The sequence below is a fragment of the Sphingobium sp. FW306-1B-F04DB genome (genome assembly GCF_058781925.1).
Map to the genome: position 1 here is coordinate 13,884 of NZ_JBYSXE010000036.1, position 17,306 is coordinate 31,189.

At 66.6% G+C, this 17,306-nt stretch carries 19 protein-coding genes; 18 read left to right on the forward strand and 1 reads right to left on the reverse strand.

Features of this window, described 5'->3' with window-relative positions; translation table 11 throughout:
- The first annotated feature begins 27 nt into the window (after nt 1-27).
- Together flhA and AC3WJD_RS15145 are read left to right on the forward strand one after the other, a co-directional pair.
- Nucleotides 28-2,133 carry a flagellar biosynthesis protein FlhA gene (flhA, locus tag AC3WJD_RS15140; RefSeq protein ID WP_492747527.1) on the forward strand — a complete coding sequence of 702 codons (2,106 nt, stop codon included), beginning with the start codon at nt 28-30 and terminating at the stop codon, nt 2,131-2,133.
- Between the two features lie 30 nt (nt 2,134-2,163).
- On the forward strand, nt 2,164-2,895 hold the full coding sequence (locus tag AC3WJD_RS15145; protein WP_492747528.1) for a sigma-70 family RNA polymerase sigma factor: 732 nt from the start codon (nt 2,164-2,166) through the stop codon (nt 2,893-2,895).
- A 213-nt stretch (nt 2,896-3,108) separates the two neighbouring features.
- Here the strand turns inward: AC3WJD_RS15145 and AC3WJD_RS15150 are convergent, their stop codons facing one another.
- Nucleotides 3,109-3,924: a flagellin N-terminal helical domain-containing protein gene (locus AC3WJD_RS15150; RefSeq protein ID WP_492747529.1), complete on the reverse strand. Its 816-nt coding sequence runs from the start codon at nt 3,922-3,924 to the stop codon at nt 3,109-3,111.
- A gap of 267 nt (nt 3,925-4,191) precedes the next feature.
- Here AC3WJD_RS15150 and AC3WJD_RS15155 point away from each other — a divergent pair, with 267 nt between their 5' ends.
- From AC3WJD_RS15155 to AC3WJD_RS15230, 16 genes are all read left to right on the forward strand, one after another.
- A complete protein-coding gene (locus tag AC3WJD_RS15155; RefSeq protein WP_492747530.1) occupies nt 4,192-5,451 on the forward strand; it encodes a sigma-54 interaction domain-containing protein in 1,260 nt (419 codons plus the stop codon).
- Between the two features lie 15 nt (nt 5,452-5,466).
- Complete coding sequence (fliE, locus tag AC3WJD_RS15160) at nt 5,467-5,802, forward strand: flagellar hook-basal body complex protein FliE (RefSeq protein ID WP_492747531.1); 336 nt, start codon at nt 5,467-5,469, stop codon at nt 5,800-5,802.
- 1 nt (nt 5,803) lies between these two features.
- Complete coding sequence (gene fliF / locus AC3WJD_RS15165; protein WP_492747532.1) at nt 5,804-7,534, forward strand: flagellar basal-body MS-ring/collar protein FliF; 1,731 nt, start codon at nt 5,804-5,806, stop codon at nt 7,532-7,534.
- Nucleotides 7,527-8,546: a flagellar motor switch protein FliG gene (gene fliG / locus AC3WJD_RS15170; protein WP_492747533.1), complete on the forward strand. Its 1,020-nt coding sequence runs from the start codon at nt 7,527-7,529 to the stop codon at nt 8,544-8,546. The genes fliF and fliG overlap by 8 nt, the downstream gene beginning before the upstream one ends.
- Nucleotides 8,539-9,189, forward strand: a complete 651-nt coding sequence (locus AC3WJD_RS15175; RefSeq protein ID WP_492747534.1) for a FliH/SctL family protein — start codon at nt 8,539-8,541, stop codon at nt 9,187-9,189. Before fliG ends, AC3WJD_RS15175 begins: the two co-directional genes overlap by 8 nt.
- A complete protein-coding gene (locus AC3WJD_RS15180; protein ID WP_492747535.1) occupies nt 9,186-10,517 on the forward strand; it encodes a FliI/YscN family ATPase in 1,332 nt (443 codons plus the stop codon). The genes AC3WJD_RS15175 and AC3WJD_RS15180 overlap by 4 nt, the downstream gene beginning before the upstream one ends.
- Entirely contained in the window at nt 10,514-10,939 is a 426-nt protein-coding gene (locus AC3WJD_RS15185; protein ID WP_492747536.1) for a hypothetical protein, read from the forward strand. Before AC3WJD_RS15180 ends, AC3WJD_RS15185 begins: the two co-directional genes overlap by 4 nt.
- Nucleotides 10,936-12,132, forward strand: a complete 1,197-nt coding sequence (locus tag AC3WJD_RS15190) for a flagellar hook-length control protein FliK (RefSeq protein WP_492747537.1) — start codon at nt 10,936-10,938, stop codon at nt 12,130-12,132. The genes AC3WJD_RS15185 and AC3WJD_RS15190 overlap by 4 nt, the downstream gene beginning before the upstream one ends.
- Nucleotides 12,133-12,146: 14 nt before the next feature.
- A complete protein-coding gene (locus AC3WJD_RS15195; RefSeq protein WP_492747538.1) occupies nt 12,147-12,668 on the forward strand; it encodes a flagellar basal body-associated FliL family protein in 522 nt (173 codons plus the stop codon).
- Nucleotides 12,665-13,606 carry a flagellar motor switch protein FliM gene (locus AC3WJD_RS15200; protein ID WP_492747539.1) on the forward strand — a complete coding sequence of 314 codons (942 nt, stop codon included), beginning with the start codon at nt 12,665-12,667 and terminating at the stop codon, nt 13,604-13,606. Before AC3WJD_RS15195 ends, AC3WJD_RS15200 begins: the two co-directional genes overlap by 4 nt.
- The gene (gene fliN / locus AC3WJD_RS15205; protein WP_492747540.1) at nt 13,603-13,926 is read left to right on the forward strand and encodes a flagellar motor switch protein FliN; all 324 of its coding nucleotides are present in this window, start codon (nt 13,603-13,605) and stop codon (nt 13,924-13,926) included. Before AC3WJD_RS15200 ends, fliN begins: the two co-directional genes overlap by 4 nt.
- Nucleotides 13,923-14,195 carry a flagellar biosynthetic protein FliO gene (locus tag AC3WJD_RS15210; protein WP_492747541.1) on the forward strand — a complete coding sequence of 91 codons (273 nt, stop codon included), beginning with the start codon at nt 13,923-13,925 and terminating at the stop codon, nt 14,193-14,195. The genes fliN and AC3WJD_RS15210 overlap by 4 nt, the downstream gene beginning before the upstream one ends.
- Nucleotides 14,188-14,943: a flagellar type III secretion system pore protein FliP gene (gene fliP / locus AC3WJD_RS15215; protein ID WP_492747542.1), complete on the forward strand. Its 756-nt coding sequence runs from the start codon at nt 14,188-14,190 to the stop codon at nt 14,941-14,943. Before AC3WJD_RS15210 ends, fliP begins: the two co-directional genes overlap by 8 nt.
- Before the next feature lie 146 nt (nt 14,944-15,089).
- On the forward strand, nt 15,090-15,362 hold the full coding sequence (gene fliQ, locus AC3WJD_RS15220) for a flagellar biosynthesis protein FliQ (RefSeq protein ID WP_492747543.1): 273 nt from the start codon (nt 15,090-15,092) through the stop codon (nt 15,360-15,362).
- Entirely contained in the window at nt 15,359-16,138 is a 780-nt protein-coding gene (gene fliR, locus AC3WJD_RS15225) for a flagellar biosynthetic protein FliR (RefSeq protein ID WP_492747552.1), read from the forward strand. The genes fliQ and fliR overlap by 4 nt, the downstream gene beginning before the upstream one ends.
- Nucleotides 16,139-16,141: 3 nt before the next feature.
- Nucleotides 16,142-17,281 (forward strand): EscU/YscU/HrcU family type III secretion system export apparatus switch protein, encoded by a 1,140-nt coding sequence (locus AC3WJD_RS15230; RefSeq protein WP_492747544.1) that lies wholly within the window; start codon nt 16,142-16,144, stop codon nt 17,279-17,281.
- The last annotated feature ends 25 nt before the right edge of the window (nt 17,282-17,306 follow it).

The following is a 17,306-nucleotide window of genomic DNA, read 5'->3' on the forward strand; positions in this document are numbered from 1 at the left end:
CGCCGCAATCATCCGGATCTTACGGAAATGAACCCGGTGAATTTCAAGATCTGGGGCGATGCGGGGCGCGGCGCGATCTTTCCGCTCGCAACGCTGCTGATCGTCGGCCTGATGGTCGTGCCGATCCCGGCGGTCGTCCTCGACATCGGCTTCATCACCAATATCGTGATCTCGCTCGCGGTGCTGATGGTGGCCTTGAATGCCGCCAAACCGCTCGATTTCTCGGCTTTTCCGACGGTGCTGCTGTTCGCGACGCTGCTCCGGCTCTCGCTCAACGTCGCCTCGACGCGCGTCGTTCTGGTCAGCGGACATGAAGGACCCGACGCCGCTGGCCATGTCATCGAGGCATTCGGCAATTTCCTGATCGGCGGCGACTACGCCGTCGGTATCTTCGTCTTCGCGATCCTGATGATCATCAACCTCGTCGTCATCACCAAGGGCGCGGGGCGCGTTTCCGAGGTTTCGGCGCGCTTCACGCTCGATGCGCTGCCCGGCAAGCAGATGGCGATCGACGCCGATCTCAACGCGGGCCTGCTCACCCCCGACGAAGCCAAGGCGCGCCGCCAGGAAGTTGCCACCGAGGCCGATTTCTACGGGTCGATGGACGGCGCCTCCAAGTTCGTGAAGGGCGATGCGGTCGCCGGGGTGCTGATCCTCGTCATCAACATCATTGGCGGGCTCGTGCTCGGCGTCGTCAGCCACGGCCTTTCGCTCGGCCAGGCCGCCGAAACCTATATCCTGCTAGCGATCGGCGACGCGCTGGTGGCCCAGGTGCCCGCGCTGCTGCTTTCGATCGCGGCCGCCGCGATCGTCACGCGCGTATCCTCGCCCTTCGATCTTTCGGGGCAGATTACCAGCCAGTTCGGCGATCGCCGCGCCTGGGTGCCCGTCGCAGCGATCCTCGCGCTGCTCGGCGTCGTGCCCGGCATGCCGCATTTCCTCATGCTGTCGGCCGCGGCGATCTGCGGTTTCATTGCGTGGCGTCTCAAGGGCAGGGCCGATGCCGCGGGGGATGCCGTGCAGGTCCAGGAAATGCTCGCCAATCCGCAACCCTCCGCCGCGATCGAATGGGACGAGGTCAGCGATGCCGCGCCGCTCGGGCTCGAGCTGGGCTATGGGCTGGTCAGCTTGGTCGACGAGCGCAAGGGCGCGCCGCTGATGGGGCGCATCACCGGCATCCGCCGCCAGCTTTCGCGCGAGCTTGGCTTTGTCGTGCCGCTGGTGCGCGTGCGCGACAATCTCTCGCTCGCACCCAACAGCTACCGGATCACCGTCGCCGGCGCGGTGATGGGCGAAGACGAGATCTGGCCCGAGGATCTGCTCGCGCTCGACGGGGGTGACGTCGAATTCCATATCGAAGGACGTCCGGTGAAGGATCCGACCTTCGGGCTCGACGCGCTGTGGATCGGCGCGGAGCAGCGCAACGAGGCGATCGTCGCGGGCTATACCGTCGTCGACCCCGCGACCGTGATCGCGACGCACCTCAACCAGCTCGTGCTCAACCACGCCGCCGACCTTTTCGGGCTCGACGAGGCCGAGAACCTGCTCGCGGCACTCAAGGAAAGCGCGCCCCAGCTCGTCAGCGGGCTGACCCCGCAGCCGATGTCGCTCGCGGACATCACCGCGCTGTGCCGCGCGCTGCTCGGCGAGGGCGTGTCATTGAAAGACATCCGCCGCATAGCCGAAGCCATGGTCGACGCGATGCGCGAGAATCCCGACATGGCGATGCTCGAGGAGAGTGTCCGCAGCCGGATCGGGCCGATCATCATCCAGGGCATTGTCCCGATCAAGATGCCGCTCCCCGTCATCACGCTCGATGCCGAGCTCGAAGGTCTGCTGGCGCAGGCGATACGTTCGGGGCCCAATGCCGCGCATCCCTTCGATCCGGCGCTGTCGACGCGGATCATCGAATCGGTCACGCAGGCGGCGGCGCCGCTGGTAGGTGCTGCGCGGTCCTTTGCGATCGTCACCTCGCCGCTGGCGCGGCGCGCGCTGTCGAAGCTGCTGCGCCCGCACTTGCCCGACACGCCGGTGATCTCCTTCCTCGAAATTCCCGACGGCAAGCCCGTCGAGGTCGTCGCGGTCATCGGCCGCGACGCGCGCCCCGTCGCAATCGGCGAGGCGGTCCAGTGATGCTCGGATTGCACGCGATGGAGATGATTCATGTCGTCCGCTAGTCTCGCGGTTTCTTCCCCGGTCTATGGGCGCCGGCCCGCGCAGAAGGATGCGCAGGCGCTCATTCGCACGCATATGCCGCTGGTGCGCAAGATCGCCTGGCACGTGCATGGCCGTGTCGCATCGGCGATCGATATCGAGGATCTCGCACAGATCGGCATGGTCGCGCTGGTCGAGGCGGCCAACGCCTATGAGGATCGCGGCCATGCTTTCGGCACCTATGCCTCGATGCGCATCCGTGGCGCAATGATCGACAAGCTGCGCGCCCAGGCGAACATCTGCCGTTCGGCTATGGGCCGTCGGCGCGAGCTCTCCGCCGTCCGCGCGCGGATCGAGAACCAGCTCGGCCGTCATGCCGACGAGGCTGAGATGGCTGAGGCTATGGGCCTCGACGCCGCCGCCTATCGCGCGCTGGTCGACGGTTCGGAGACGACCATCCATGAATCGCTCGACGACATCTATTCGGATCATTCGATGTGGTTCGCCGATGTCGAGGAACGCGCCGACGACGCGCTGGAGCGCGAAACGCTGCGCGATGCGATCGAGCAGGGCATCAAGGGTCTTCCCGAGCGCGAGGCGATGATCCTCCAGCTCTATTTCGTCGAGGAACTGAACCTCGAGGAGATCGCGCAGGTTCTCGGCGTCTCGGGCGCGCGCGTCTGTCAGATCAAGAAGGCCGCGCTCGACAAGCTCCGCGCGCATCTCGCCGACTGGAACTGATCCGGCCCGAAGCCGGGAGGCCAAGTGAATGGGTGCGGACCTGCTCGGTCTGGTCCCAAGTTCCCAGAGTTGCAGGCAAAGAAAAAAGGCCCGTCGATCGGCGAGGCCTTTTGCGTTGTGCCAAATAAAACCCCCGGCGCCATGTGGGGCAGGCGCCGGGGGTGGGTGCCGCGCGGAAGGGACCAATCTCCCGCGAAGCTATGTCGTTCGCGCTTAGCGCAGCAGGCTCATCACGTTCTGGCCCGACTGGTTCGCCTGGGCGAGCATCGCAGTCGCGGCCTGCGAAAGGATCTGCGACTTGGCGAGGTTCGTCGTTTCCACCGAGAAATCGGTGTCCTCGATCCGCGAACGCGAATCTTCGAGGTTGGTCGAACGGTTGGTCAGGTTGTTGACCGTCGCGTCGAGGCGGTTCTGTACCGCACCCAGCGTGGCGCGGGCCGTCGTCACCGTGTCGATCGCGGTGTCGAGCGCGGTCATCGCGGTGCCGGCATTGGCGGCCGTGGTGACGTCGAGCGCGTTGACCGCGAGCGCCGCGGCGTTGAGATCGGTCAGCGTGATCGTCAGCGTCTCGCCCGACTTGGTGCCCGTCTGGATCGCAACCGAAGCGTTGGTGCCGTCGGTCAGCGCAACGCCGTTGAAGCTCGTGCGGTTGGCGACGTCGTCGATCTGCGAAATCAGCTCGCCGAACTCGGCGTCGAGGTTGGTGCGGTCGCCGGCGCTCAGCGTGCCGTTGGCGGCCTGCACTGCGAGTTCCTTCATGCGTTGGAGCATGTTGGAAACTTCGCCCATCGCGCCTTCCGCGGTCTGCGCCAGCGAGATGCCGTCGTTCGAGTTGCGGATCGCAGCGCTCAGGCCCTTGAGCTCGGCGCCCATGCGCGAAGTGACGGCGAGGCCGGCGGCGTCGTCCTTGGCCGAATTGATGCGCTTGCCGGTCGACAGGCGCTCCATGGCCGTGCTGAGATTCTTGTCGGCGACGCGCGAGGCGTTGTGAGCACGAAGAGCTGCGCCGTTGCTGTTGATGACAGTCATTGAATTCTTCCTTTCCCGCTTCCTTAAACCCGGCGGCCAGGCGGAGAAGCGTGGCAGCCACGATCGAATTAACGGCGGGGGTCAAACCGACTTAAGCGAAGAAAATATCGTCGGCTTTCCGACGGGCCGCGTGTCGGCTTTCCGTCATACCGACTCCCGCGCATGCACGTGTTCCCTTGAAATGGGCGGCGCTTCATCTGGCATGGTTATTGCAGCGTTATGTCCAGAAGGTGGTCGGGGGACCATCGTTTAGGGGGTTTCGTTTTCATGGCCATCGCGATCAGCGAACGCGCCGCAGAAGCAAGTCCGACGCTCGCCGCCTGGATGACAGCGGCGGGGCTCCCCTGTGCCGTGGCCGCGATCAACTTCCCCGACCGCAAACAGGGGCCGCGCATCCTTCACGCCGGCGAGATCGCCAAGGCGACCGTGCAGGACGTGCTGATCGAGTTTGAGCAGGGCGAACCGCTTTTCATGCCGTCGGTCAATGGGCACCCGGCACGGCTGCGCTTCGGCTTTGCCGACATGGTCTTCGGCCATGCGCTCGCGACCGAACTCGTCCGCCCGGCACATCGGCCCGCGACCGGCGAGCCCGAATCCGCACGCTTCCTCCAGCTCGCCGAGCGCGTCGCGGGAAGCGATGCCACCGTGCTGGTTCTCGGAGAGACGGGCACGGGCAAGGAGGGGTTGTCGCGTTTCATCCATGCCAGCTCCCCGCGCGCCGATGCGCCCTTCGTCGCTGTCAACTGCGCTGCGCTCCCCGATACGATGTTGGAAGCAATGCTCTTCGGCCACCAGAAGGGCGCGTTCACGGGTGCGGCCGGGTCGAACGAGGGTCTGTTCCGCGCAGCCGATGCCGGCACGCTGCTGCTCGACGAGATCGCCGAACTGCCGCTCAACCTTCAGGCCAAACTGCTGCGTGTTCTGCAGGAGGGCGAGGTGCTGCCCGTCGGTGCGACGCAGACCGTGCCCGTCAATGTGCGCGTCATTGCCGCCGCCAACCGCGACCTCGCCAATGAGGTCGCCGAGGGGCGCTTCCGCGCCGACCTCTACTGGCGGCTTAACGTCGTGCCGATGGCATTGAAGCCGCTGCATGCCCGCCGACTCGACATCCGCGCGATCGCCGCGGCGCTGTTCGTGCGTCATGCGCCCAAGCACGCGACCTTCCCCTGGCCGACCGCGGCGGCGCTCGATCGGCTGATGGCGCATGGCTGGCCGGGCAATGTCCGCGAGCTCGAGAATGTCATCCAGCGCGCGATCCTGCTGCACGACGGCGACCGGATCGAAGCGGGGGACCTCTCGATCGAACGCTCACCCTTTGGTGTTGCCGTCCCGACGCTGGTTCCCGCCGCCGAGGCCCCGGCTCCGATTGCGGGTCAGATGGTCGACATCACCCGCAAGATCCAGCGGCGCGCGATCCGCGAGGCGCTGGACGCAACCGGCGGCCATCGCGGCCGCGCTGCCGAGCGGCTCGGCATCAGTGAACGTACCCTTCGTTACCGCCTCGCTGAAATGCGGGCGGTGGCCTGACGTGGAGACGATGGAATGACCAAGGTGGATGCAGCCAGCGTGCTCGCGATGCGAAACGCGATCATCCAGCAGAATGCCTCGCTGCAAAAGGCGGCGGGCATGGCTCAGGGCGGTGCCGCGGGTGCGGCCAAGAGCGACTTTGCGGGTGCGCTGAAAGGCGCGCTCAACGAGGTCAACGAGCTTCAGGCCAAGTCTTCTGCGGCGACCGACGCCTATGAACGCGGCGAGACCGCCGATATCGCGAGCGTGATGATCGCGCGCGAAAAGGCGTCGCTTGGCTTCAACGCCACGCTCCAGGTCCGCAACAAGCTGCTGTCCGCGTACAAGGACATCATGAGCATGCCGGTCTGACATGAGCGAGCTCGTCCCCATGACCGACGCCGGCACCGTGCCCGCCCGTTCGATCGCAGCCCCGCGCGCCGCGGGCACCAGCCCTTTTGGCCCCGTGCTCACCCGCCTGCGCGAATTCACCGCGCAGCCCGCGGTCCAGAAGGCGATGCCGGGCATCATCATCGCCGGCGTGATCGGCCTTGCCGCGCTTGCATGGATGGCAATCGCGCAGCCGCCGCAGCGCGACCTGTTCAGCGGGCTCGCCGACACCGAAAAGGCGGCGGTGGTCGAGGCGCTGAAATCCTCGGGCATCGCCTACGACATCGACAATGCTACCGGCGCGCTGACCGTGTCGGAAGGTGACTATCATCAGGCCAAGATGCTCCTCGCATCGCAGGGGCTGCCCAAGAGTGCGCCCGATGGCGATGCGATGATCTCGTCGCTGCCGATGGGCGCGAGCCGCGCGGTCGAGGATCAGCGGCTGCGCTCGGCGCGCGAGGTCGATCTGGCGCGCACGATCGAGGCGATCGACGCGGTGCAGTCGGCGCGCGTCCATCTCGCGGTCGAGCAGCCGAGCGTGTTCCTGCGCGATCGCGCCCAGCCCGCGGCATCGGTGATGCTCCAGCTCAAGCCCGGCCGCAACCTGGCTGAAGGCCAGGTCCGCGCGATCACGCATCTCGTCGGTTCGTCGGTACCCGGCCTTGCGCCCGAGGGTGTCGCGGTGATCGACCAGAATGGCCGGTTGCTTTCCAAGGCGGGCGGAGATCCCGCCTCGGAAGCCTCGGATCGCCAGATCGACATCCAGCAGCGCATCGAAGGCCGCTATGTCGAGGCGCTGACGACATTGCTGACCCCGCTGGTGGGTGCGGGCAACTTCACCACTGAAGTTCACGCCGATGTTGATTTCGCCGAAGTACAGGCAACACGCGAAAGCTTCCCCCGCGAGACCGCCGCGGTACGCGAGGAGCGCGGGAGCTGGACCAAGGAAGGGGCGCCGGACGGCGCGGGGGGCATACCCGGTGCGCTCGCCAACACCCCGCCGCCAGCATCGCAGGTGCAGGCCGCACCAGGCGGCGCGATCGCGGCCCCTGTTGCCGCGGCAGCAGCGCCCGCACCGGGCCCTGACCGCACCACCGAGAACTACAACCGTACCTTCGAGCTTGGTCGCGAGATATCTGTCACCAAGCAGCCCGTCGGAAGCGTCCGTCGCCTGTCGGTAGCGGTCGCGCTCAAGAATCCCGAGGGCGCGAAGCCGCGCTCGAAGACCGAGGTCGCGGCGATCGAGCAACTCGTGAAGGGCGCGGTTGGCTTCGATCAGGCGCGGGGCGATCAGCTCGCGATCACCGCCCGCAGCTTCGCGCCCGTCGAGGTGCTGACGACGAGCTGGTGGCAGGCCGATTGGGTTGGCACGACCGCACGCAATCTGACCGCACTGGTAGCGGTTCTGCTGCTCGTCTTCGGCTTGGGCCGCCCGATGCTCAAGCGTCGCGCCGACGCCGCTGCCGAGCACGCGAAGCGGATGGCCGAGAACAAGCACGCGATGAAGGGCGAACTTGCAAACGCACTCGCCACGCACGCCTCGGGCAATCCGGGCGCCGAAGTGACGCTCGACATGATTGAGGCGGCGCCGGGCTATGCCGCGCGCGCCGAACTGATCCGCAGCTTCGTCCGCCAGGACCCCGCGCGCGCGGCGCTCGTGGTCCGCGATCTGATCCGGTCCGACATGCCGCAATCGGAGGCGCGCAATGCTTGAGGAAACCGTGACCGAAATCGCCGAGATCCAGGGCTCGGAGGCTGCTGCGATCCTGCTGATGCTGCTCGACGAGGTCGAGGCGGCCGAGGTGCTCGGCCGGCTCGAGCCTGAAGAGGTCAAGCAGCTCGGCGGTGCGATGTTCGGTGTCGCCGATGTCACCGAAGGGCAGGTCAACGGCGTTCTCGACCAGTTCGTTCGGCGCGCGCGCGAACGCACCACCATCGGCTTCGGGGCGGACCAGCAGATCCGTTCGATGATGGAGCGCGCGCTCGGGCCCGACCGTGCTGACAAGGTGCTTGCACGGATCACGCCGCCGCAGCGCTCGGCGACGCTCGATGCGCTCAAATGGATGGACGCCTCGACGATCGCGGCGCTCGTCGAGAACGAGCATCCGCAGATCGCGGCGCTCGCGATCGCGCATCTCGATCCGGCCGTCGCCGCCGAGGTGCTGCAGCTGCTTGACGAGGAGAAGCAGGCCGACGTCGTCTATCGCGTCGCCACGCTCCGCCCCGTCACCGCCGAAGCGCTCGAGGAGCTCGAACGGATCCTGCTGCGCCAGGTGACGAGCCCGGGGCAGGGTGTCACCACGCGCCGCGGCGGCACGACCGAGGCCGCCAAGGTGCTCAACAACACCAAGTCGGGTGCGGACCAGCGCATCATCCGCACGCTCACCAAGCTCGACAAGACGCTGGCGCGCGCGATCGAGGACGAGATGTTCGTCTTCGACAACTTGATGGAGGTGGAGGAGAAGAGCCTCGGCACGCTGCTCCGCTCGGTCGAAAGCGAAACGCTGGTGCTCGCGCTCAAGGGCGCCGACGAGCGGCTGCGGGCCAAGATGCTCGGCTGCATGTCGAGCCGTGCCGCGCAGACAATCCAGGACGAGATCGCCGATCGGGGTCCGACGCGCCTTACCGAAGTGCAGGAAGCGCAGCGCGAGGTGCTGACCATTGCCCGCCGCCTTGCCGAAGCCGGTACGATCATGCTCGCCGGAAAGGGCGACGACTATGTCTGATATTCCTGCCGACCTCTGGAATGCCATCGAGCGACGCGGGACCGGGGGCTTCGCGCCCGCCGGTTTCGCGCCCGCCGTCGAGGCGCGTTTCGTGCCCTGGCACGACAAATATTCGGAGCCCGCCGCTGCTCCCGAGGAGGGCGACGGCGCCGAGGAGCCCGCGCTTGTCGATACTGTCCGGCTTCAGGCGGAAGCGTTCAGCGAGGGCTTCAACGAGGGGCGTCGAACCGTGGAGATGGAGGTCGCTGCGGAGCGGCAGGCAATTGCGCGGTTCGCGGAGACGCTCGAGCAATATCGTCCCGAACCACCGCAGATGCTTGCCGAGATGCTCGCGGAAACCGTCGACCGTCTGGTGCGCCAGATCGTCGGCGAAGTTGTGATCGACCGCGCGATGCTCGAAATGCGCGTCGATCACGTCGCGGCGATCATCGCCGATACGGCAGCGCCCGCGCGGATGCGGCTGCACCCCGACGATCTCGAACGGCTCGGCGGCGCGCGCCTCGAACTCGACATGGTCGCCGATCCGTCGCTCATCCCGGGCAGCGTGATCGTCGAGACCGCCAGTGGTTGGATCGAGGACGGTCCGGAAGTCGGCATAGAGAAGCTTCGGCTCGCGCTCGAAAGGATGAGCGTACCCCAATGACCGGAGCACTCGCCCTGCACGCCAAAAAGCTGCTCGACGGGATAGACGTCGCCTCGCTCGGTCCGCGCCGGGTTGGGCGGCTCGTCGCGTTCGACGGGCTGATGCTCGAGGCGACGGGTTTCGGCCAGCCGATCGGTTCCGCGGCGCGGATCATCGATGCCGATGGCGAGCCGGTTCGCGCGGAGGTGGTGGGCTTTCGCGGCGATCGCGCGCTGCTGATGGCGCTCGACAGCGATCGTTCGCACGTTTGCGGCGCGCGTGTAGAGCCTGATGGGCTGGGTGGATCGGCGCAGGTCGGCGAAGCGCTGCTCGGCCGTGTCGTCGATGCCTTTGGCGATCCGCTCGACGGACTTGGCCCCGTCGGCGCAACGCATCGCTGGCCGCTTGCGGGCAGGCTCGGCAATCCGCTCAACCGCGCGCGCGTCACGCAATCTTTCGACTTGGGCGTGCGCAGTATCAACGCGCTGCTGACCGCGGGCGTCGGCCAGCGCATCGCGCTGATCGCAGGCTCGGGTGTCGGCAAGTCGGTGCTGATGGGCCAGATGATCGCGGGCGCCGAAGCCGACGTGGTTGTGGTCGGGCTGGTTGGCGAGCGCAGCCGCGAGGTTACCGACTTTATCGAAACCAAGCTGTCGGGACCGATCCGCAAGAAGAGCGTTGTCGTCGCGGTTCCCGCAGACCATCCCCCGGTGCTGCGCCTGCGCGCCGCGATGCGCGCGACGGCGATCGCCGAATATTTCCGCGCGCAGGGCCTCAAGGTCCTGCTGATGATCGACAGCCTCACCCGCGTGGCGCATGCGCAGCGCGAAATCGGACTATCACTCGGCGAGCCGCCGACGATGAAGGGCTATCCCCCCTCGGCGCTCGCGCTGATCCCACGGCTCGTCGAGCGTGCGGGCGTCGACGCACGCACCGGCGGCTCGATCACCTCGGTCTATACCGTGCTCGCCGACGGCGACGATCTCGACGATCCGATCGTCGATACCGCGCGCGCGATCGTCGACGGGCACTTCGTGCTGTCGCGCTCGCTCGCTGAACAGGGTGTCTTTCCGGCGCTCGATATCGGCCGGTCGCTCAGCCGCGTGATGACCGACATCGTCACCGATGACCATCGCGCCGCTGCCGCTGCGTTTCGCCGGCTCTGGTCGGTCTATGAGGAGAACCGCGACCTTGTGCTGATGGGCGCGTACAAGGACGGCAGCGATCCAGCGATCGACGAGGCGATCATGCGCCGCGGCGAGATCCTCGGCTTCCTCAAACAGGGACAGAAGGCGCGTGTCGACTTCGCCTCCGCCGAGGTCGAACTGATCGAAAGGTTCGCGCCATGAAGCAGGTGGTCAAACGCCGCACGCGGATCGTCCGTGTCCGTCGCGCGCAGCATCTCCAGGCATCGGCGCAGGCGCAGATGGCCGAGAATCGCGTGATTACGCTGGAGAGTCAGGCGGGGCATCTGGTCCGACTGGCGAGCAGCCTCGACGCGACGCCGGGTGAGGCGACGGGCGCGACGCTCGCCAATGCGGGTGAATTGGCGCAGCGGTTGCGCGCCGCGCGCGACGGCCTGACCGACGCGATTGTGGGCGCACGGGCGACCGCGCTCGAGCGCTCGGCGCGACGGATCGAGGCGCGCATCAGGCAGGAGAGCGCCGAAAGGCTCGATCAGCGCGCGCGCGCGGCGCTCGCCGAATATCTCGAACGTAAGAGCAATGTCCCGGTGCGCCGCCGCCCGCGCATCGATGAAGGAGACGCATGATGACGGTCCTTGCCGGGCTCAACCTAGACACCGCGCTTGCGTCGCAGCCCGGAATGGCCGCGGGCATGGATGCCGGCGTAGCCGCGGGCTTTGTCGATATTCTCGCCTCGCTCGATCCGGTCAGCGTGGCAGCCCCGGCGCCCGTCGATGCGGTTGCACCGATGCTGGCCGGCACCGTATCGGTCGTGCCCACGATCGAGCCGGCGACCGACGAGCTCGCGACTGATGCCGCCGACGCCGGGAAGCCGATCGACCAGCCGATCGACACTATCGTCGTGCCACCCTTCGTGGCGCCGCCGATCGCGATCGGCGTGACCAGCGCTGCCCCGATTGTTGCGCCGCATGCAGTCGTCGCTGAGCAAAATCGTCCGGTCGCGATATCGGTAGGTGCGCCGCAGGTCTCGACGATCCCGCTCGCCACCGCGCCCGAGCTATCGATGCCCACCGAAGCCGGCGTCGCCGATATACCGGCCGGCGCCGACATTGTACCGCCGAAAGGGCAGGCGCAGCGTCCCGATCCGCTGACCGCGCTTCTCGCGCCGCTGGTCGAGGCGCGCGAAACGGTCGTGGCCCCGGCCAAGGCGGCGAGCCTCGTATCGATCGCTACGGCCATGTTGGAGGGCAGCGATCCGCGCATCGAAATGCCGGTCATTCCTGTCCAGTCCGCCCCCACGGCCGTGCCCTTGCTGTCGCCGCCGCCGCCGCTGGCGGTCGCCGATATGGCGACGGCCGTCGACACAGCGCCCGATACCGCGCGCCAGCTTGGTGAGCAGGCCGTGGCCGCACGGCTCGACATCGCCAATGAGGCGCAGATGATCGACCGGCTGGCGCGCGACATCGCGCAGCTTTCAAGCCATGAGGGGCGGCTCAGGTTCCAGCTCAATCCCGAGCATCTGGGCACGCTCCATGTCGAGGTCGAACAGCGCGCCGAGGGCGTGTCGCTGCGCTTCGGCACCGAGACCGAGGGCGCGCGTCAGGTGATCGCCGACGCCCAGCACCGGCTGGTGAGCGAGGCGCGCGCACAGGGGATGCGCATCGCCGAGACGCATGTCGATCTCGGCAGCCAGTATCAGCAGGGCAATGGCCGCGACCAGCAGGCGCGGCAGCCCATCGTCATCACGCGGGGCGATGCGCCCGAGGTCAACGTCGAGCCGAATTCCGCCCCGCGCGGTGGCGCAGACCGCTTCGCCTGAAAGGGAACAGAGTCATGAGTAATAACACCGCTGCCGCGGCGCCCGTGAAAAAGGGCGGATTGAAGAAGATGCTGTTTATTGTGCTGGGAGCGATCGTCCTCGTCGGCGGCGGCGCGGGCGGCGCGATGTACGCGATGCAGACCGGGCTGATCGGCGGCAGCAAGGCCGAGGATCCGCATGCCGACAAGCCCCAGATCGCCAAGCGCGAGGACGGCAGCCGCGAGGCGACCTATTTCGAGATCGAGAAGAACTTCACCGCCAATCTTGCCGATGCAGACGGCTTCATGCAGCTCTCGCTGGGCGTCTCGACCTATTATGACAGCCGCGTGCTCGACAATATCAAGCGCCACGAGCTGCCGATCCGCTCAGCGGTGCTGATGACGCTCGCCGACCAGTCGGTCGACGTGATCTCGACGCCCCAAGGCAAGAAACAGCTCCAGACATCGCTGAAGGACACGATCAATCGCGTGCTCCAGGAGAAAGAGGGCTTTGGCGGCGTCGACAATGTCTATTTCACGAGCTTCGTCATCCAATGAGCCGCCCCAAGAAACCCGCGGCCGGCGTCATCGACACCTCCGAAACAGGGGCACCGGAGGCTGCGATGCCCCATGCCTTTGGCACCAGCGACGATCGTTCGACTGCGTGGCTGTCCGGTCTGGAGCGCATCGGCGAGCGGCTTGCGCGTCGCATCCGCACGCTCGTCGAGCCCCTGATGCAGACGCGCATGCAGGTCACGGCGGCACAGATCGAGGTCCGCCGTTTCGAGGACTGGCAGGCGACGCTCCCCGATTTTCTCAGCCTCAGCCTCTACCGGTTTCGCCCGCTCAAGGGCACGATGCTCGTCATCCTCGAGCCCGATTTCGTCGCGTGTGCGGTCGATATCTTCTATGGCGGATCGGGCGACGTCCGCCCCGGACGCGCACGCGAGTTCACGCAGTCCGAGGAGCGGCTGATCGCACGCTTCGCCGATGGCGTGATCGAGCGGCTCGGCGAGGCATGGACCGAGGTCGCGAGCCTCGCGCCTGCGCTCGCCTCGCGCGAGACCAACATAGCCTATGCGAACGTTTTCCGCCCTGGTGAAAGTGTGGCGGTGCAGCGCCTCGTGCTGACGCCCGCGCAGGGCAAGTCCGCGACGATCAGCGTCGTCTATCCCGTCGCGGCACTTCGCATGCTCGACACCCAGCTCAGCGCGCGCGTTCATGACGATGCCGGTCCCGCCGACGAGGTATGGCGTGCGCGGATGGCGCATGCGCTCCAGCAGGTGCGGCTGCCGGTCCGGTCGGTGCTCGCGCGCCCCGAACTGACGCTGGCGCAGGTGCTCGAAATGAAGCCCGGCGACATCATCCCCGTCGTGCTTCCCCCACGCGTTCCGCTCATCGTCGCGCGCAAGCGGCTGGCGATGGGCACCATCGGCGAAAAGGACGGCCATGCCGCGCTGATGATCGACCAAATCGAGAAAGGTGCATTTGAATGAGCGACATGACCGAAGCGCCCGCACAGGGCGAAACCGAGATCGGCCCGACGAGCGCCAATTTCCGCCTGCTGGCCGACGTGCCGCTGCGGCTTTCAGTCGAGGTGGGCAGCACCTCGCTGCCGCTCGCCGAGCTGCTCGAGCTTGCCGAAGGCAGTGTCGTCGAACTCAATCGACAGTCGAACGAGCTGCTCGACATCATGGTCAACGGCACGCTGATCGCGAAGGGCGAGGTGGTACAGGTCAATGGCCGGTTCGGAATCCGCGTAGTCGATGTCGTCGCGCGCGATGCGCGCATGGCGGGGATCGAGCGCCGCACATGATGACCGCCTATATCCTGCGCCTGCTGATCCTGCTCCCGCTCGTCGCGGGGCTCGCCTTTGGCGCGCTCTGGCTGTGGCGCCGCGTCGGGCCGGACATGGCGATCGGCAAGCGCGAGAAGCTGGTGAAGCTGGTCGACGTATTGCCGATGGGCGCCACCGGCCGGCTCGCTGTGGTCGAGTTCGCCGACCGGCACCTGCTCGTCTCGGTAGCGCGTGGGCGGATCGAACTGCTCGCCGACAGCAAGGCGCCGGAGGCGAAGGATGCGTAAACGCGTTGTCGCCGCGGCATTCGTGCTCGGCGCCGGATTGCTGGTCGCAGCACCCGCCTTCGCACAGCCGGGTGCGCTCGACCGCGCGGTGAACACGATTGCGGGCGACGGACGTCCGCTGTCGCTGTCACTCCAGATCCTTGTCCTGATGAGCCTGCTGACGGTGCTGCCGTCGCTGATCCTCATGATGACGAGCTTCACGCGCATCATCATCGTGCTCTCGATCCTGCGACAGGCGCTCGGGCTGCAGCAGACCCCGCCCAATCAGGTGCTCGTGGGTCTGGCGCTGTTCCTCTCGATCTTCGTGATGCGTCCCGCGATCGACCAGATCAACGCGACTGCCTACGCCCCCTATGGCGACGGCCAGATCAGTATCGAGGAGGCGGTGAAACGTTCGGGCACGGTGCTCCACGGCTTCATGATCAAACAGACGCGCGAGACCGACCTCAAACTCTTCGCCGATCTGGCGGAGGCACCAAAATTCGCCACGCCTGCCGATGTGCCCTTTTCTATCCTGCTCCCTGCCTTCGTGACGAGCGAACTCAAGACCGCGTTCCAGATCGGCTTCCTGATCTTCCTGCCATTCCTGATCATCGATCTTGTCGTCGCAAGCACGCTGATGGCGCTGGGCATGATGATGCTGTCGCCGACGATCATCTCGATGCCGTTCAAGTTGCTGCTGTTCGTCCTCGTCGACGGCTGGGCGCTGACGATGGGATCGCTCGCCGCATCGTTCGCGGGGGGATAGCGTGGCCGGAAACTACATCTGTCCCTCCATTGTCATTGCCGCGAAAGCGGGAATCCAGGAACACGGAATTGTCCGGAAAGGACTGCGCTCATGGATTCCCGCTTTCGCGGGAATGACACCTGGTGTGGGCCTAGAAAGCTTCGCCGATGGCAGACGCTGATTATTTCATCGGTGTCGCGCAGCAGGCGCTGTGGATTCTCGCGCTCGCCAGCGCGCCGATCCTGATTCCCGCGCTTGCCGCGGGCCTGATCCTTGGCATGATCCAGGCCGCGACATCGATCAACGAGGCGACGTTGAGCTTCGTCCCCAAGCTGATCATCGTCGCGATCGCGCTCGCGATCTTCGGCGGCTCGATCCTGCTGTTGCTCGCCGATTTCACGCGCGAGATCTTCGCGCGCATCCCGGATCTGGTCCGCTGATGCCCGAGGGGTTTGCAGGGCTCGAGGCGCAGCTCTGGGTCTGGCTGGTCGCGATGATCCGCCCCGGTGCCGCATTCGTCGTCGCCCCCGTCTTCGGCGCGCCCTATGTGCCGTTGCAGTTGCGCATGGTGGTTTCGCTCGCGCTCGGCATGGCCGCGCTCCAGGCCAATCCAGTTGTGTTGCCCGAAGGCGGGCTGGTCACGATCGCGGGGTTCATGCTGGTGCTCGGCGAAGTGCTTGCGGGGCTCGCGATCGGCTTTGCGGTGCAGATCGGCTTTGCCGCGGCGATGCTCGCGGGCGAGACCGTCGGCAACGTGATGGGTTTTGGCTTCGCGGGGATGGTCGACCCTGCGAGTGGCCAGTCCTCGCCCGCGATCGGCCAGTTCCTGTCGCTGCTCACCACCTTTCTGTTCCTTGCGATCGGCGGGCATCTGATGCTCGCAACGATCATCGTCGAAAGCTATCGCGCGCTGCCGCCGGGCGACGCCTTCATGTCGGCCGACAGCATCAACGGGCTCGTGCTGTTCGGGGGCGAGCTGTTCGCGGCCGGCCTGGCTATCGCGCTGCCCGTCGGCTTCGCGCTGGTCATCGTCCAGCTCGTCATGGCGATGCTCGCGCGTTCGGCGCCTTCGCTCAACCTGTTCGCGGTCGGCCTGCCCGCGACACTGCTCGCCGGCCTCGTCCTGATGGCGATGGCGCTGCCCGTGATGGGAGAGGCGATTACCCTGTCGCTGCAGAACGGGCTTGCCATGGCACGGCAGCTGGCGGGACGGTAAGGCATGGCCGACACGCCCGACAACGACCAGAAGACAGAGGCGCCGACCGACAAGCGGCGGCGCGATGCGATGGAGAAGGGCGACGTCCTTCAGTCGCGCGAACTGGGCACCGCGCTCGTCATCTGGGCGGGCGTGGCGTGGCTGGTGCTGGCAGGGCCCTGGATCATGGAGGCGCTGGGCGAGATGCTGGCGGCGTCGCTGCGCTTCGACAATGGCGATGTCCGCAACTTCGATCCGTGGGCGCGCTTCGTCGACCTGATCGCGATCATCCTGCTGCCCCTGGGCGCGCTGATGGGGATCGCCTTCCTTGCGACTATCGTAGCGCCCGCCTTGCTCGGATCGCTCGGCTTTCGCGCGAGCGCCTTCGGGTTCAAGGGCGAGAAGCTCAACCCGATCAGCGGGATCAAGCGCATCTTCGGGCTCAACGGACTGATCGAGCTGGTCAAGTCGCTCGCCAAGGTGGTCCTGCTCGGCTGGGCAGGCTGGTGGCTGATCAGCAGCTATGCCAGCCAGATGATGGCACTGGGCAGCCAGGACATCCGCGCTGCGATCGGCGATCTGGGCGGCACCTTCGTCATCGCGGTGGTCGTCATGGCGGGCATGCTCGGGCTGATCGCGCTGGTCGACGTGCCCGCACAGTTCTTTCAGCGGATGCAGCGGCTGCGCATGACCAAGCAGGAAATCAAGGACGAGCACAAGCAAACCGAAGGTTCGCCCGAACTGAAGGCCGCGATCCGGCGCAAGCAGCACGAGGTGCTGCGCGGATCGGCGCGCACCGCGGTCGCCGAATCGACCGTCGTGTTGACCAACCCCACGCATTTCGCGGTCGCGCTGCGCTACCGCCCCGGATATGACTCGGCCCCGGTTGTCGTCGCGCGCGGACGTGGCGCCACCGCGGCCGCAATCCGCGAACTGGCCGCCGAGAGCAAGATTCCCGTGCTGTCCTACCCGCAGCTGACGCGCGCCATCTATTATACGGTTCAGACCGGACATGCCGTCCGCGAGGATCTGTACATTGCGGTGGCGACCGTCCTGGCCTTTGTCTTCAACCTCGACGCTGCAATGGCGCAGGGTATCGCGCAGCCAGATGTCGAGGTCCCTGAAAACGCACGTTTCGACGAGGACGGACGAATCCAGCCTTAAGGTCGCGCACGTCGCGCCGTTTCTC